17 protein-coding genes, 1 tRNA gene and 1 pseudogene are annotated in these 15046 nt (G+C 57.6%); 9 read left to right on the forward strand and 10 right to left on the reverse strand.

Translation table 11 applies throughout. From position 1 onward, the window contains the following. Positions 1 to 131: 131 nt before the first annotated feature. Positions 132 to 1274 carry an acyltransferase gene (locus I8E17_RS16445; RefSeq protein ID WP_219511369.1) on the reverse strand — a complete coding sequence of 381 codons (1143 nt, stop codon included), beginning with the start codon at positions 1272 to 1274 and terminating at the stop codon, positions 132 to 134. Between the two features lie 267 nt (positions 1275 to 1541). Here I8E17_RS16445 and I8E17_RS16450 point away from each other — a divergent pair, with 267 nt between their 5' ends. From I8E17_RS16450 to I8E17_RS16460, 3 genes and pseudogenes are all read left to right on the forward strand, one after another. Further along, positions 1542 to 2090 carry a hypothetical protein gene (locus tag I8E17_RS16450; RefSeq protein WP_219511367.1) on the forward strand — a complete coding sequence of 183 codons (549 nt, stop codon included), beginning with the start codon at positions 1542 to 1544 and terminating at the stop codon, positions 2088 to 2090. A gap of 123 nt (positions 2091 to 2213) precedes the next feature. Next, positions 2214 to 2372, forward strand: a pseudogene (locus I8E17_RS16455) (hypothetical protein); the annotation flags it as partial. 141 nt (positions 2373 to 2513) lie between these two features. Next, entirely contained in the window at positions 2514 to 2882 is a 369-nt protein-coding gene (locus tag I8E17_RS16460; RefSeq protein ID WP_113389720.1) for a phosphomannose isomerase type II C-terminal cupin domain, read from the forward strand. A gap of 14 nt (positions 2883 to 2896) precedes the next feature. Here I8E17_RS16460 and rfbC read toward each other — a convergent pair whose 3' ends face one another. The 7 genes from rfbC to I8E17_RS16495 form a co-directional block, all read right to left on the reverse strand. After that, positions 2897 to 3445, reverse strand: coding sequence for a dTDP-4-dehydrorhamnose 3,5-epimerase (gene rfbC, locus I8E17_RS16465; protein ID WP_219511363.1), 549 nt, complete (start codon positions 3443 to 3445; stop codon positions 2897 to 2899). Between the two features lie 55 nt (positions 3446 to 3500). Beyond that, positions 3501 to 4388: a glucose-1-phosphate thymidylyltransferase RfbA gene (gene rfbA / locus I8E17_RS16470; RefSeq protein WP_219511362.1), complete on the reverse strand. Its 888-nt coding sequence runs from the start codon at positions 4386 to 4388 to the stop codon at positions 3501 to 3503. 84 nt (positions 4389 to 4472) lie between these two features. Continuing rightward, positions 4473 to 5375 (reverse strand): dTDP-4-dehydrorhamnose reductase, encoded by a 903-nt coding sequence (gene rfbD / locus I8E17_RS16475; protein WP_219511358.1) that lies wholly within the window; start codon positions 5373 to 5375, stop codon positions 4473 to 4475. Continuing rightward, positions 5372 to 6439 carry a dTDP-glucose 4,6-dehydratase gene (gene rfbB, locus I8E17_RS16480; protein WP_219511355.1) on the reverse strand — a complete coding sequence of 356 codons (1068 nt, stop codon included), beginning with the start codon at positions 6437 to 6439 and terminating at the stop codon, positions 5372 to 5374. Before rfbB ends, rfbD begins: the two co-directional genes overlap by 4 nt. Before the next feature lie 180 nt (positions 6440 to 6619). Then, positions 6620 to 6693, reverse strand: a tRNA-Gln gene (locus I8E17_RS16485). A 241-nt stretch (positions 6694 to 6934) separates the two neighbouring features. After that, entirely contained in the window at positions 6935 to 7570 is a 636-nt protein-coding gene (locus I8E17_RS16490) for an NrsF family protein (RefSeq protein ID WP_219511353.1), read from the reverse strand. Then, positions 7557 to 8123, reverse strand: coding sequence for a sigma-70 family RNA polymerase sigma factor (locus I8E17_RS16495; RefSeq protein WP_219511351.1), 567 nt, complete (start codon positions 8121 to 8123; stop codon positions 7557 to 7559). The genes I8E17_RS16490 and I8E17_RS16495 overlap by 14 nt, the downstream gene beginning before the upstream one ends. 291 nt (positions 8124 to 8414) lie before the next feature. On the opposite strand from I8E17_RS16495, the gene I8E17_RS16500 reads away from it, so the two are divergent. The 5 genes from I8E17_RS16500 to I8E17_RS16520 all read left to right on the forward strand — a co-directional run bounded on the left by I8E17_RS16500 (position 8415) and on the right by I8E17_RS16520 (position 11258). Next, positions 8415 to 8681, forward strand: a complete 267-nt coding sequence (locus tag I8E17_RS16500) for a DUF2282 domain-containing protein (protein ID WP_113331357.1) — start codon at positions 8415 to 8417, stop codon at positions 8679 to 8681. Between the two features lie 46 nt (positions 8682 to 8727). Further along, a complete protein-coding gene (locus I8E17_RS16505) occupies positions 8728 to 9012 on the forward strand; it encodes a DUF2282 domain-containing protein (RefSeq protein ID WP_113352804.1) in 285 nt (94 codons plus the stop codon). Between the two features lie 121 nt (positions 9013 to 9133). Continuing rightward, positions 9134 to 9988 (forward strand): DUF692 domain-containing protein, encoded by an 855-nt coding sequence (locus I8E17_RS16510; protein WP_219511349.1) that lies wholly within the window; start codon positions 9134 to 9136, stop codon positions 9986 to 9988. A gap of 10 nt (positions 9989 to 9998) precedes the next feature. Further along, positions 9999 to 10754, forward strand: a complete 756-nt coding sequence (locus tag I8E17_RS16515; protein ID WP_219511347.1) for a DNA-binding domain-containing protein — start codon at positions 9999 to 10001, stop codon at positions 10752 to 10754. Between the two features lie 18 nt (positions 10755 to 10772). Beyond that, complete coding sequence (locus tag I8E17_RS16520) at positions 10773 to 11258, forward strand: DoxX family protein (protein WP_112724101.1); 486 nt, start codon at positions 10773 to 10775, stop codon at positions 11256 to 11258. Between the two features lie 111 nt (positions 11259 to 11369). On the opposite strand, the gene I8E17_RS16525 is transcribed toward I8E17_RS16520, so the two are convergent. After that, positions 11370 to 12326, reverse strand: a complete 957-nt coding sequence (locus I8E17_RS16525; protein ID WP_219511345.1) for a hypothetical protein — start codon at positions 12324 to 12326, stop codon at positions 11370 to 11372. 471 nt (positions 12327 to 12797) lie between these two features. On the opposite strand from I8E17_RS16525, the gene I8E17_RS16530 reads away from it, so the two are divergent. Further along, positions 12798 to 13715, forward strand: a complete 918-nt coding sequence (locus I8E17_RS16530) for a DUF1003 domain-containing protein (RefSeq protein WP_112724099.1) — start codon at positions 12798 to 12800, stop codon at positions 13713 to 13715. A 99-nt stretch (positions 13716 to 13814) separates the two neighbouring features. On the opposite strand, the gene I8E17_RS16535 is transcribed toward I8E17_RS16530, so the two are convergent. Beyond that, positions 13815 to 15032, reverse strand: a complete 1218-nt coding sequence (locus tag I8E17_RS16535) for a TCR/Tet family MFS transporter (RefSeq protein WP_219511343.1) — start codon at positions 15030 to 15032, stop codon at positions 13815 to 13817. Positions 15033 to 15046: the final 14 nt, after the last annotated feature.

Below are 15046 nucleotides of genomic sequence, written 5' to 3' on the forward strand. Positions count from 1 at the left end.
CTACCGATGCCCAGGCAATCAATATTGCAACCGCATCGAATACGCCCAGCTACGTCCCAGCCTTCGGCTCCGGTTCCAGTGGCTCGACCACCCTTAATCTTTCCTTCTCGATAACGACAGGCACCGCCGCGCTATCGGACGTCAACTTCACCAACACGTCGGTAATCATTCTGAGCGGCGTCTCTAACATGGGTAGCCTTATCTGACGGTGAGGCTTGCCGCTGACGTGAGAGATTTGATCGAAGCCAGAGTTTCACAGGGGCCTCAAAGCCCCTGTGAATAAAATATGCAGACGGAATCAAGATGGCAAAGAACGCCACCATTATAAGTGGTGAGAGGAATATTGTCCTCTCATACCCAAGCCAGTCGCATACCATCGCAAAGACGAGTTGAAGGGGAAAATGCAAAAGATAGACGGAGTAGCTTATGTCTCCAAGGAATGCCCCAGCTTTCAGGAAGTTGGGTTTTGCGATCCCGATGGCGCCGAACATACCGACCGTTATGGGGAAAATGGCATATCTTGAGTAATCCGTGATTCCATATTTCACGACGTACGCCCATGCCACGATCCCCACTACGGTCCAAGCTGCGGCGATGATCCCGGCGCCGATGCGAGGCAACGCGTAGGAAATGCTGAGGTAAACGAACCCACCAATAAAGAATTGGCGCAACCCGATCGAGATTTTACTGAACTGGTCTGGCAGAGCGAAGCCAATGGCAATCAATGCCGCGAAAACGACCAAGCGCCACCTGCGCAAGAGGCAGCCCAAAGCAAAAGCGATGTAAAGGAAAACCTCGACGGAAACTGACCATATCGGCGCGTTGAAAGACCAACCCTTTTCAAAGCCCCAGGCGGGAAGGAGGAAAACGTTCAAAACGGCATGGTAAAAGTCGTTGATCTGAAAGACGAAATAGGTCGCATGCGATCTTGTGTAGAGAAGCTGCAGAAGAGCCACCATGACGAATGTGACTATATGCAGCGGGTAGAGGCGGCTGAACCTATCCAGAGCAAACGTTGATAACGAGATTTGCCGACTGGCTATCTTTTCAGCAAAGAGCCAAGCGAACAAAAATCCTGACATGGCAAAGAAGAAATCTACCGCGAGCCAGCCATTTTTGTAGAGAAAGAACACATACGGATAGAACGGTTGGGCGTCCCACGGAACGTGGGAGGCATCATTGCCAACAAAGAAAAAATGCTGCCAATGCCAAAATATGACAATGATCGCCGCCACACCGCGAAGAGCATCAAGTCCGTATAGTCTCTGTGGCATGTCGTTCTTCTCGGCTGGTTGCTCTAGCAAAGCTACATCGGCTTTCCGTCTTTCGTAGCTGTCGTAGTGCCGATCGGCAATAGTTCAACTGCAATCTTCCAGAGCCGTGTTTGCGGCCCTTTTTTCTCGGATCTTATATGAAACATAACGCCGAAGTCGAAGCTGAGGGCCGCAGCATCGCAGTGATACGCTGCCATAATTTCATTTCGCTAGTCGCCAGTCCGAAATTTATGAATCCTGCCGCTTCCTCGAACGGCAGGATTTTTCATGACCGACGATCCGGACAAGCCTAAACTCTCCGTTGTTTCCCAGCGGTCGCAGAAGCAGATTGATACCGAGCATGCACAGGATCGCTTCGATCGAGCGGTCATTGAAATGGCCGCCAATGTCATAAGGATCGTCCGTGGGGCTGGCAAACCTCATGAATTTATCAAGCAGTGTGCCGACATTGTGAACCTTGCTGTGGATTTCGATGATGTTGCCGGGCGCTTTCCGTCTGACCACTCGATTAGTGGCGCCCTGGATACTTCCTCAGACCCCATTGATTATGACGATGAATATTGGGCCTTTCGCCAGATTGCCCATCGTCAGATGATTAGAGGAGCGCTTCAGGTCGCTTCTTGTAGGCTTGTCGGCCAAGGTCTTCAGGAAAGGAGCGGCAAAAATGAAATGGAGGACGCGTTCGAGACAATGATTCGAGCCGTCGACGATCTGAGAAAACGTCGCGAAGCTGAGAAGAAGGTAGCCAGGATGAAGGCTCTTCCTAGAAAGAAAGTCACCAAAAAGAAGCGGACGAAAAAAGAGTTGATGTTGTAACTGGCTGAATTAATGACATGGGTACAAGCATGGAACTACCGAATTAAATCTGAAATTATGCAATAAAATTAACGGTAATTGGCGGGAGAGGTGGATGGCCAAGCCTATCGCGACATAGACGATGCAAGGACAAGGATCGGCGAATTCATCGAGGCAGTCTACAACAGGCAGCGCCTGCACTCTGCCGTCGACTATCTCTCGCCGGAGGCATACGAAACCAGTCTCAGGCAACGACGGCACAAGACACCAAACGCAATTCGAAGCAGGCAGAACTGTTACTGATTGTTGTCTCACCGAAGGGGTGCAGTCCACGCCCTTGTAACCATTAGCAGAAACCCCTTGCTCTGCCGGCACCAATGAATTAATCGCCCGCATTATTTTCGGTCGCGTGGTTGCCGACCGGCTGTTGAAGAGGAAAATTCATTGAAGTCCGGAAGTCTTTATAAGGTAGGCGACAACGATCAACGCCCTTGGGGCACATGGCATGTGCTCGATATCGGTGATAGCCACGTCGTCAAACGCATTGTTGTGAATCCGGGAGAGCGACTATCGCTGCAGTATCACAATCACCGTTCCGAGCGTTGGACCGCCGTTTCGGGGCACGGTATCGCTGAAATTGACGGAACGGAACACGCTCTACAGCTCGGGCATACAGTCGATATTCCGCTCAAGGCGACACACCGTGTTTCGTGCACCGGAGATAAGCCTTTGGTTTTTATCGAAATTCAATACGGCGAGCTGCTCGACGAGAACGATATCATTAGGCTGAGTGACGACTACAATCGGGTCTGATATCGAAGCCGACATCAATCGAATAGCTCGGCATCCGCCAACAAGGGTTGCCGCTGATCCTTGGGGGAGAGCGTGAGCGCCTCCGTCACCTGCCAGTCGATGGCGATCTGCGGATCGTCCCAGCGGATGCCGCGATCGCTCCCCGGCGCGTAATAGTTGGTGGTCTTGTATAGAAACTCGACATGATCGCTTAGCGTCAGAAAACCATGAGCAAAGCCTTCCGGGATCCAGAGCTGGCGCTTGTTTTCCGCAGTCAGAAGAACGCCGACCCATTGTCCGAATGTGGGTGAGGATTTCCGGATGTCGACGGCAACGTCATAGACTTCGCCAACTACCACCCGCACCAGCTTCGCCTGGGCATGCGGCGGCAACTGGTAGTGTAGCCCGCGCAGAACGCCTATCCCCGATCGGCTGTGATTGTCTTGCACGAAATCGGCGCTACGCCCGATCGCCGCTTCGAATTTCACCTTACTGAAGCTCTCGAAGAAGAAGCCGCGGTCGTCGGCAAATACCGTCGGCTCGATGATCTTGACGTCCGGAATAGCGGTATCGATGGCTTTCATTGGTGTTCTTGCTCAACGCGTTTTTAGGGATGGGCTGCGGGCACTCCGCAGCAACTTAGAATATCTGCTCGCGCAAGATCCCAAGAAGATATTGCCCATAAGCATTCTTCTTCAGCGGATGCGCCAATGCCTCGACCTCGGAGGCACTGATCCAGCCGCTGCGATAAGCGATCTCCTCAGGGCATGCAACCTTCAGGCCCTGCCGATTTTCAATGGTCGCAATGTAATGACTGGCCTCCAGCATGGACTCGTGCGTGCCTGTGTCGAGCCAGGCATAGCCCCGGCCCATCGTCTGCACGTCCAGTTGTCCGGCCTGCAAATAATGCGTGTTGACGTCAGTGATCTCCAACTCGCCGCGTGGCGACGGACGGATGGACTTCGCGACCTCGACGACGCTCTCGTCATAGAAATAAAGGCCGGTAACCGCATAATTGCTCTTCGGCGCCTTCGGCTTCTCCTCCAGGCTGATGGCGCGGCCGCTTGCGTCAAACTCGACCACGCCATAGCGGTGCGGATCCTGCACGTGATAGGCAAAGACGGTCGCACCCACGTCCTTGGTGCTCGCCTCGTGCAGCAATCGGGTAAAATCATGCCCGTAGAAAATATTGTCTCCAAGAATCAGGGCAGAGGGCGCGCCATCCAGGAACGTCTTGCCGATCAGGAAGGCCTGGGCCAGACCGTCCGGACTGGGCTGAACCGCATAGCTAAGCTTGATGCCCCATTGGCTGCCATCGCCAAGCAGCTGCTCGAAGCGGGGCGTATCCTGCGGCGTCGAGATGATCAGGATCTCGCGCATACCCGCCAGCATCAGCGTCGTCAGCGGATAGTAGATCATCGGCTTATCGTAGATCGGCAGAAGCTGCTTGCTGACTGCGAGCGTCAATGGATATAGGCGCGTGCCCGATCCGCCGGCGAGTATGATCCCTTTGCGTGCTTTCATCATGATCCAGCGTCTCGTCTTCAGTCCATCTGTCTATGTCTTACCGGTCGCCGAAAATGGTTTGGACCGTCCTCGAAGCGGCGGCCTTCAACTTTCCGCAACGCGCAATCGGGCTAAAACATCATCAACGCCTTCTTGCCATTGCGGTAACACGACACCGAAGCAATCCGTCAGCTTGGCGCAGCTCAATCTGGAGTTCTGCGGCCGTTTTGCCGGCGCCGGATAGTCGGTTGTTGGAATGGGGGTCAGCGCGTCCAACGTGAGCGTGAGATTGAAGCCGCGCGCCGCCGCTTCACGGACGATATGCGCGGCATAGCCATGCCATGACGTACTGCCTTGTGCGGCGAGATGATAGGTTCCCGAGAGATCGCTGGCGGTCTGCGAAGCCGTTATGCGCTCGATCACCGTGCGTGTGACATCCGCGATCAGGGACGCCGACGTCGGTGCGCCCACCTGGTCGGCAACAATGTTCAATGCGCTTCTTTCGCCGGCCAGCCGAAGAATGGTCTTCAGGAAATTGCTTCCATGGTGACCATAGACCCAGCTGGTGCGCAAAATGGCATGCCGTACGCCGGAGGCGCGCACCGCCTCCTCGCCCAGCCATTTGCTTTCGCCATAGACGGACTGCGGATTGACGGCATCGCCTTCGACATAGGGATCAGTCTTCGTGCCGTCGAAGACATAGTCCGTCGAATAATGGATCAACAAGGCGCCATTGTCCGCCGCCCAGCGCGCCAATACCCCCGGAGCAGTGGCATTGACCGCCATCGCCAGCTCTCTATCGCTCTCAGCCCGGTCCACTGCTGTATAGGCGCCGGGATTGACGATGATATGTGGCTTGTGCTCACGAAGAGCCGCCAGGACGCTTGCTTCGTCGGCGAGATCCATCTCGGCACGGTTTAGTGCCGTTACGCCACTTAGCGACCCAAGTGAACGCTGCAGTTCGAAACCGACTTGTCCATTGGCGCCAGTGACTAGAATGGCACTCACAGATCAACCTCGTACTGCTTGCCAACCCATTCTCGATAGGCGCCGCTGGTAACGTTGCGAACCCAGTCCTGGTTTTGCAAATACCATTCGATCGTCTTGCGAATGCCGGTCTCGAATGTCTCTTCAGGCTTCCAGCCGAGTTCGCGCTCGAGCTTGCGGGCATCGATCGCATAGCGACGATCGTGACCGGGCCGATCCCTAACAAAGGTGATCTGATCGCTGTAGCGGCCGCCATCGGCCTTTGGTCTGAGCTCGTCAAGGATGAAGCAGATCGCTTGCACGACATCGAGATTGGGCTTTTCGTTCCAACCACCGACATTATAGGTTTCGCCGACCGTGCCGGCTTCCAGCACACGGCGAACGGCGCTACAATGATCGCGGACATAGAGCCAGTCGCGGACTTGCTGGCCATCGCCATAGATCGGCAGGCTCTTTCCCGAAAGTGCGTTCAGGATCACCAGTGGGATCAGTTTTTCCGGAAAATGGTAAGGCCCGTAATTGTTGCTGCAGTTCGTCGTCAACACAGGCAGACCATAGGTATGGTGCCAAGCACGCACCAGATGGTCCGAGGCCGCCTTGCTGGCGGAATAGGGGCTGTTCGGCTCATAGCGGTTGAGTTCGTTGAACGGCGCAGCATCCTTCGCTAGCGTGCCGTAGACCTCGTCCGTCGAGACATGAAGGAAGCGGAAGCCTTGCTTCTCATCTTCCGGCAAGCCATCCCAATAGGCTCGTACCGCTTCCAGCAGGTTGAAAGTGCCGACGATATTCGTCTGAATGAAATCGCCTGGGCCGTGAATGGAGCGATCGACATGGCTCTCGGCGGCAAAATTGATCACCGCCCGCGGCTTGTGCATCGACAGCAAATCGCTCACCAGCTCGCAATCGCCAATGTCGCCATGCACGAACACATGCCGATCATCACCTTTTAATCCCTTAAGCGTATCCAGATTGCCGGCATAGGTCAGCTTGTCGAGGTTAACAACCGTCTCATTGTGACCCTCAAGCCAATCGAGAACAAAGTTTCCGCCAATAAAGCCGGCGCCACCCGAAACCAATATCGTCATCTAAAGCCTATTCCATTTTAGGCAAACAGCTAAATTGTTGACACAAATCCAAGACAAATCAAATCTGATGACAAGGAGTAGTTTCTCCTTCGAAAAGATTTCAATCACAGGAAGAGGGATAGCCGCCTCGAGCACCGGAGGCAAACCAAAAATGCTTATTCAAATCAGGAAACTTTAGATTGGCTGGGAAACCTGGATTCGAACCAAGATTAACGGAGTCAGAGTCCGCTGTTCTACCATTGAACTATTTCCCAACAGCCGCCGGGCCGAAAAGTGCCCCTGCGGGGAAAGCAGGGCCTCTATAATCGAATTTGCCGCGGATGCAAACACTTTAACGCAAGGAAATGCGATTTTTTGAAAGTCGCTTTCGCTTAGACATAATAGGTCAGGAACCCGCCCGCTGCCACAAGGTTTTCCGCGCGATACTGCATCATTGGCCGAAACGCATGCCCCAGAAGCGATTTCGCCGGTTTCGAAATCAGGCGTTCGATCGCGTCACCAGCGCAACAGGCGCTTGCCGAGAAGATATCCAACAGCGGTCACCATCGCGATCGCGATCGGGTACCAGAGCAGGACGAAAAGTGGGCTGTCATCCGTGCAGTTGGAAGCATAGAAAGTCGCGGCGATGCCGCTGGCGGCAAGGCCGGCGACGGCGCCGGCCCCGCCCGGCTTTTCCGGCGCCCCTTGGCGCAGGGCGAACAGGAAGCAGGCAAGCGGGCCGATCGACAGCAGCGGGATGAGGGTCAGGCAGAAGCGGGCATTGTGGCCAATCATCCGCGCACTCCAGCTGTCGGCCGGCATGACGGCCATTTCGACGGCCGCGGCGGCAAGGAGCAGGACAGGCGCCAAGAGCAGCGTCCAGCCCCACAGGCGCAGCGAAGCGCCCGGCCGCCCGATGCGGAAGACGACGGCGCAGGCTGTTGCGGCAAGCGCGATGGTCACGACGAACTTGAACAGAAAACGAACGGTCTCCATCGCTGTATCGATATCGGCCCGAAAACCGATCATGGCGAAGAAGATGCCACCGCTGATCAGGATGCCCGCGACGACCGCCAGGGTCAGAACCTTACCAATCCGCATCCGGACCGGCGCGTCCTGCGCCAGAAGATTGATGAGGTCATCGGTTTTCACTGGTCTCACTCCGATACAAAGCCGCAAGCATCTTCAACGCGCGGTGCAGCGCGACGCGCACCGCCCCTTCCGTCATCTTCAGCCGGTCCGCCGTTTCCCGGACGCTGCTTCCCTCGACAGAAATCGAGCGCACGATCGTCTTCTGCGGATCTTTCAGCCGCTCCAACATACGATCGACATCAAACCGGTCCGAGGCATCGGTATGCTCTTCCGCCTCCAGGAAATCGATCACATCATCGATCGGTACGCTCATATGCCGCCCGCGCCGTCTCAGGCTGTCGATCAACTTGTTGCGCACGATCGTCGACAGCCAGGGTCCGATCGGGCGGGATGAATCCCATGTGCCGCGCTTCAGATGGATGGCGAGCAGCACTTCCTGTACCACATCCTCGGCCTCGCTTACCGGCGCACTCAGCTGATCGCAGCGCCGGCGCGCCATGGCGCGCAGATGCGGCGCGACCGCGGTGAGGAAACGGTGATAGGCCTGCGCATCGCCGCCGATCGCCGCGCGCATCCAAACTGCCCATTCCTCTTCGCGCGCCGAATGATTCATCCGACATCTCCTCTACGCGGGACCGCAGGCTTTCGTTACCGGCAACGGCAACTATTTTTCAAGCCCTTTCGTCTTCGTGGTGGGTTCTCCACCAGATGCACTTCCACCCATGCACATGTCGGCCTTGCCCCCACATCTGCCCGGCTGTTTCCCACCGCGGCAGATAGCCGGCACACTATAAGTGACGCCATCTTGAAAAAAATTCCGACGCGGCTGTAACATCCGCTCGAGACGCTCCGTAGACCTCGATGCAAGCCAATGACGGCTCGCATCCATCTAGGAGACAGATCCATGAAGAACAGCATCCTCACCCTGGCCATTGCCGGCTCGATCGCATCGGCACTTGCATCCGTCGCCGTTCCGGCTTCGGCGGCCGATTCCAAGGAAAAATGCTATGGTGTCGCCCTCAAGGGTCAGAACGATTGCGCCGCCGGCAAGCATGACTGCGCCGGCAAGTCGACCATGAGCTATGACAAGATGTCCTTCAAGCTTGTTCCCACGGGCACCTGCACCTCGATGAAGACCCCGAAGGGCCACGGTTCGCTGACGCCGGCCTGATCCGAAACCAGATTGATCGTCAATCATCTCTCGTAAGGAGTTTGTCATGACCAAGATGTCCGCACTCGCCCTGGCCGCATCGGTCGCAACGGCGGTGACGCTGGTTACCGGCGCAACGACAGCATCTGCCGCCGATGCCAAGGAAAAATGCTACGGCGTCGCCCTCAAGGGTCAGAACGATTGCGCCGCCGGCCCCGGCACGACCTGCGCCGGCACGTCGAAAGTCGATTATCAGCGCAACTCGTGGAAGTTGGTTCCCGCCGGGACCTGCGAGACGATCAAGACGCCGAACGGCCACGGCACCCTGATGCAGGGTCCGGCCCCGGTCTGACCCTGAACTGACTGGGCAGCGCAAACGCGTGGGCGACGCAGCCTTTTACAGGCGTCGCCCGCCTTCCGAACATAAACCGCTTCGTAACTTTGCTGGAATTGCCCCAACCCGGAGGCCCGCAATGAAACCGTCAGAACTCCCCCGTCGCGCCGGCGTCGGCTTCAAGCCGGAGCATTTTGTCGCAATCAATGGCGCCACGCAGCCGATCGGCTTCTTCGAAGTCCATGCAGAAAACTATATGGGCGCTGGTGGTCCGCCGCATGCCCAGCTTGGCAGACTGCGCCAGGATTATGCCTTGTCCATCCACGGCGTCGGCCTCTCCATCGGCTCGATGCAGCCTTTGGACAGCGAACATCTTGCCCGCCTGAAGACCGTCTGCTATCGCTACGAGCCGGAGAGTTTTTCAGAACACCTCGCCTGGTCGAGCCACGACACGACCTTTCTCAACGATCTTCTGCCCCTGCCCTATACCGAGGCGACGCTCTCCCAGGTCTGCACCCACATCGATCAGGTGCAGACGACACTCGGCCGCCAGATGCTGCTCGAGAATCCGGCTACCTACCTGCTCTTCGAAGAGAGCACGATCGAGGAAACGGAATTTCTGGCCGAGGTCGCCAAACGCACGGGCTGCGGCCTGCTACTCGATGTCAACAATGTCTTCGTCGCCGCCACCAATCACCAGATGGACGCACGAGCCTATCTCAAGCGCTTTCCGGTGCAATGGGTGCGCGAGATCCATCTGAGCGGCCATTCGGAGACTATCGACGATGCCGGCGCGCCGCTTTTGATCGACAGCCACGATACGCCGGTGAAAGATCCCGTATGGGCGCTCTATGAAGAGCTCATCGGCCGGATTGGTCCAGTAGCCAGCCTGGTCGAATGGGATAACGACGTGCCGGAATGGCCGGTTCTGAGGGCTGAGGCCAAAGCGGCCGATGTCATCCTGAAGCGTGCCGCAGCACGCAGAGCAGCCTGAGGAGGGATCGATGTCTCTCGCCACGCAAAGCGAATTCGCCGCAGCGCTCGTCGATCCAGCTCTCGCGGTGCCCGATGGATTGACGGCCTGGAATGGCCCACAGCCGGCACGGCGTTTCGGTGTCTATCGCAATAATGTCGCCATCGGCCTGATCGGCGCACTCGCCTCGCGCTTTCCGGCTGCGGAAAGGATCGTCGGCGAGGAATTCTTCGCCGCCATGGCGCATGAGTTCATCCGCCTGCATCCGCCGCGCTCGCCGCTGTTGCTTGCCTATGGCGATGACTTCCCCGATTTCGCCGGGAGTTTCGAACCGGCGCAGGAAATCCCCTATCTCGCCGATGTCATGCGGCTGGAGGCACTTCGGGGTCGAGCCTATCATGCGGCCGACGCTGTACCGCTCGATGCGGCACTCGTGGCGACCATTGAGCCGGCCGGTCTGGCGGAACTGGCATTCGTGCCGCATCCTTCCGCCTCGATCACACGTTCCGCCTATCCGGCCGTCACCATCTGGGCGATGAACACCGGTGAAATCGAGCTTGCAGATATCAGCGATTGGACGGGCGAGGATGCTCTCGTCATCCGCCCGCAAATGATCGTCGAGGTGCATCGTCTGCCGCCGGGTGGCGCAGCTTTTCTGGAAGAGTTGTTTTCGGGCGCCGCCCTTGGCCAGGCCTATGGGACGGCTCTCGCTGAAGCCGCCAATTTTGATCTTTCCGCCAACCTCGCCGGTGCGTTCACGGCAGGCGCTTTCATGGCCATTCGCTGAACGCCAAGAGGAACGAAGATGCAGAACCAGATGATGACGGCCGCTCCGGCTGAACGCGAAACCTTGCCCCAAAGGCTCTATAGCGGCCTGAAGCTTCTCGACCGCATACCGCATGACCTGATTGCTCTGATAGCGCGGCTGTCGATCGCTGCGGTCTTCTGGCAATCCGGCCAGACTAAGGTGGATGGCTGGCATGTGACCGACAATGCCGTCTATCTCTTCCAGACGGAATACAAGCTACCGCTGGTCGATCCCTGGATCGCCGCCCATATCGCCGCCTTCAGCGAGCACTTCTTTCCTTTTCTGCTGGTCATCGGATTGGCGAGCCGCCTCTCGGCGCTGGCGCTGCTCGGCATGACTCTGGTCATCGAGATCTTCGTCTATCCCGATGCCTGGCCGACGCATGGTACATGGGCAACCTGCTTTCTGGTGATCATCGCGGGCGGGCCTGGGCGCATCGCGCTCGACCACCTGATTGCCAGGCGTTTCGGCCGCTCGGCCTGAGATCGGTCAGACGGGAGCGCCAATCGCGAGTGGCGCTCCGTGATGCGGCTGAATGTGCATTTTCTGCGCATGTCGTTGTCGCAAAACCACGGCGTACTTCCGCGAGATGGCTTAACGCAGGACGGGTTCTCCGTGGAAACGGCGACGCGACGGCTTCGAGACCCCGAAACCCACCTCCATCATCAACCGCGGCTTCTGTGTCGGCACGGTGCCCATATGGAAACCGAAGGGATCCTCGACAAAGCCGGAGCCGGCTTTGCCCGTCAGCGTCAGCGCATTCCCCTGCCCGTAATAGTCGAGCACTTCGTTTGCCGGGTGTCCCACAAGCAATGTCAGCTGATGCCGGACCCGCCGGCGCCTATGGCTTCCCTTGACGAAGACGTGCGGCCCGGTGCCCACATCCACATCGACAAGATTGAAGAAGAATTTCAGCATCCGCCAGTCGTCGAGATCGAAGTGATATTTGTCGAGCGAGGCGAGGCTTCGGTCGGCTTCGGAAGCCTGGGTCGGGAAGCTCCACCAGATGCGGGTGGTGATCACCTTGGCCTGACCGCCGAGATATTGGCGGGCGACGTCGATCAGCAGCGGATCGCGCTGGACCGCCATGACCGCTTCGCAATCAAGCGAGCGCTCGAAGAAGTGCCCGCTCAGAATCGGCCGCCCGAAGCGAGCCTCCGCTCCCTTATGTTCGCCTGCAACAAATTCGAGCTTCCTGTCGAAATTGCCGAAGCAGGCGGTGTTGGAAGCGAATTCGGCGATTTCTCGATGAATATGATCCGGTAGCATCAGGCTCGGATAAATGCCATCGGTCCTCAGAGCGCTGACAACGGCGCTGCGATCGGTGCCGGCAAACATCGAGACGCCGGAAACCGGAAGTCTGACGGGCTGCTTGGTGGCCAGCCAATGGATGCGCCGAAACGGCAGCGTTCTGGCCAGCAGGAACATTGGCAACCAGGCTGGATTCTCTTTTAGATCGGTCAGGTAGGTCGGTATCCTGACAGCCATTCGCTTGAAGCGACCGCCCTGCCGGGCGATGGACTCCAAGTCATTTGCCGGGGAATTGTGCATAGCTATCCTTTCCGCACATGTGCAAAATCCATGGCAACAGGCCCAACTCCCGTTGATGTAATCTTTTGAAACTTCGATATTTATTCGCGATCGCGAATATCTGCTGCACCGCCGCAAATAGAGGTGGGACGATCATGGTCAAGAGGCCGGGAAGCCAAAACCTGAATGAAGCGGCGGAAATTCTCGCAGAAACACGTAAGGCTTTTGAAAACGTTTAGGAAATCGCCCGGAACGGTTGTCTCTGGAGGCCCAGTCAAATTCGGCGCGGTGAATCGCAAGGAAGCGCATCGCGTTTGCCGTTGCTTAGGATAATGGCGCTAGAAATCTGATTGGAACGAATGGAAGAGTAAAGTTGCAGATGAAAAAATGGCGGCGTGTACCCGTCGCTAAATTTCCTGTCTTCTAACAGTCATATTCCTGTTCGCATTATTGGCTACATGAGCGAAAAAGCGTCAAAGAGGGCCCCCTTAGATGACAGAAACGAAGACCTTTGAGCCGGCGGAAGGCATCGTCGATTTCGACGCGGGCGAGGGCGAGAGCCCAACCGTTGTGGAGATGGACGATTATACCAAGAGCCTTGCCCAAGCGAAGGCCAAGTCCGTCAAGTTGATCGACGCCATCACCGGCCAGGTGCTCAAGAAAAAAGATGCCGTCCATGTCGATGACCTCCGCCCCTCGCTCGCGGATTTCATGCGGCTGAAGCATCCGGAGCTTCGCGCGGACGATTATATCAGCCGCAAGGTCATGGACGATTATCGCGCCCAATATATCGCCGAGTTGCTGACGGTCGAGCGCGGCGAGCTTTCCAACCTCGAGGACGAGGTCGTGGAAAGCCTGAAAACGCATGATACGCTGGCGGAAAACATCGAAGAGGATTATGAGGACCACCGCTCGATCGGCGACCGCATGGCCGATGGCGTCGCGTCCTTCGGCGGCAGCTGGACCTTCATCATCTCCTTCTGTCTGTTTCTGGCCGTCTGGATGGGCATCAATCTTGCCATGGGCGAGAAGCAGGCCTTCGACGCCTATCCGTTCATCCTGCTGAACCTCGTTCTGTCGACCATCGCAGCACTGCAGGCGCCGATCATCATGATGAGCCAGCGTCGCCAGGAAGAAAAGGACCGCCTGCGTGCCCTCAACGACTACAAGGTCAATCTGAAGGCCGAACTGGAAATCCGCCACCTGCATGAAAAGGTCGACCATCTCCTCAATCGCCAGTGGGAGCGCCTGACCGAAATCCAGCAGATCCAGATCGAGATGATGCTGGAACAGGCAAAGGCCGCCACCCGGGCGATCAAAGCCAATAAGGCAGCGAAGGCAAAAACCAGTGCGCTGAAGAGCCTCTTTACCAAGGTCAAGGACCCCGATCCGGACGATTCCGCCAACTGACATGGGCAAGCGGCTGCCATTACCGGCGCGCCCGCATAGACACGCCCGCATAGACAGGATCGTTCGCTTGCCCCTTCACTTAGCCCGCTAGGGTGCCGCTCACGGCGGCTCCGCTTGCCGATGCGGCGCTCCTTCCCTCTGTCGATCTGTCCGTTGCCGGTTTGCGAAGAGAACCGGCATGCACAGGAGATAGAGCGAAGCGCCGAGAACCCAGACAAGTCCCGGAAAGACATGCCTTGATGCGAAATAGATCTCGCTGATCGCCAGCGGCGCGATCATCGAGGCGAGGCTCGTCAGGCTGGTCAGCACGCCTTGCAAGCGCCCCTGTTCGTCCGCACCCACGCGCTTGGTCATCAAGGACAGCAGCGCCGGCTGGCCTATCCCGCCGAGGCAGAAGAGCGGAAACAGAAAAAAGACGAGAAAACCCCGCGTGACGAAGGCGATGGCGACATAAGCCGCGCCGTCGCAGACGATCGCGACCATGAGCGCGCAGCGTTCGCCCCAGCGCTCACTCAAGGAACCGGCGACAAAAGCCTGGGCCAGCGCGTGGAACAGGCCGAAGCCAGCGAGAGACAGGCCGACGGTCGCCGTATCCCAGCCGAACTTGTCCTGACCATAGAGCACCCAGACGGTGCCGCCGACCTCCCCGACAATGGCAAGGAGGATGGACGTGAAGAGCAGCGGCACCAGCGCCGGAAACGCACCGATCCACCGCAGCGGCGCCAGCGGATGAAAGGCCGCCGGATCGATCCGCTCCGGCTTCACCGTTGTTGTCTCGGGCAGCACGACAAGCGCAACGACGAAATTCACCATCACCAGAACCGCGGCCGCGACGAAAGGCGCACGTAGCGAAATCGTGCCGAGTACTCCTCCGATGACCGGTCCGAGGATGAAGCCGATGCCGAAACAGGCACTGAGAAGCCCGAAAACGCGCGTCCGGCGCTCCTCCGGCGTGATGTCGGCAAGGCAGGCACTCGCAACTGCGGCATTGGCCGCGGTCAGGCCGGCGATAGCACGGCCAAGGAACAGCCACCAGAAGCCTGGCGCCCATGCCATGAAGACATAGTCGATCATGCCACCCGCCAACGAAGCGAGCAGCACGGGCCGGCGGCCGTAACGATCGCTCAACGTCCCGAGAATAGGAGAGGCCAGGAACTGCAGCGCCGCATAGAGCGACAGGAAGGCGCCATAACGCCAACCGAGTTCGGGCGAATGCGCCACGCTCCGCAGAAGCTCCGGCAGGATTGGCATAACAAGGCCGGCGCCGGCGGCATCGAGAACGACGACCGCCAAGATAGTCAAAAGCATCTTGTTCATAACAAAAATTTATC

It is taken from the genome of Rhizobium sp. AB2/73, assembly GCF_020871915.1.
GTDB classification, from domain to species: Bacteria; Pseudomonadota; Alphaproteobacteria; order Rhizobiales; family Rhizobiaceae; genus Rhizobium; species Rhizobium dioscoreae.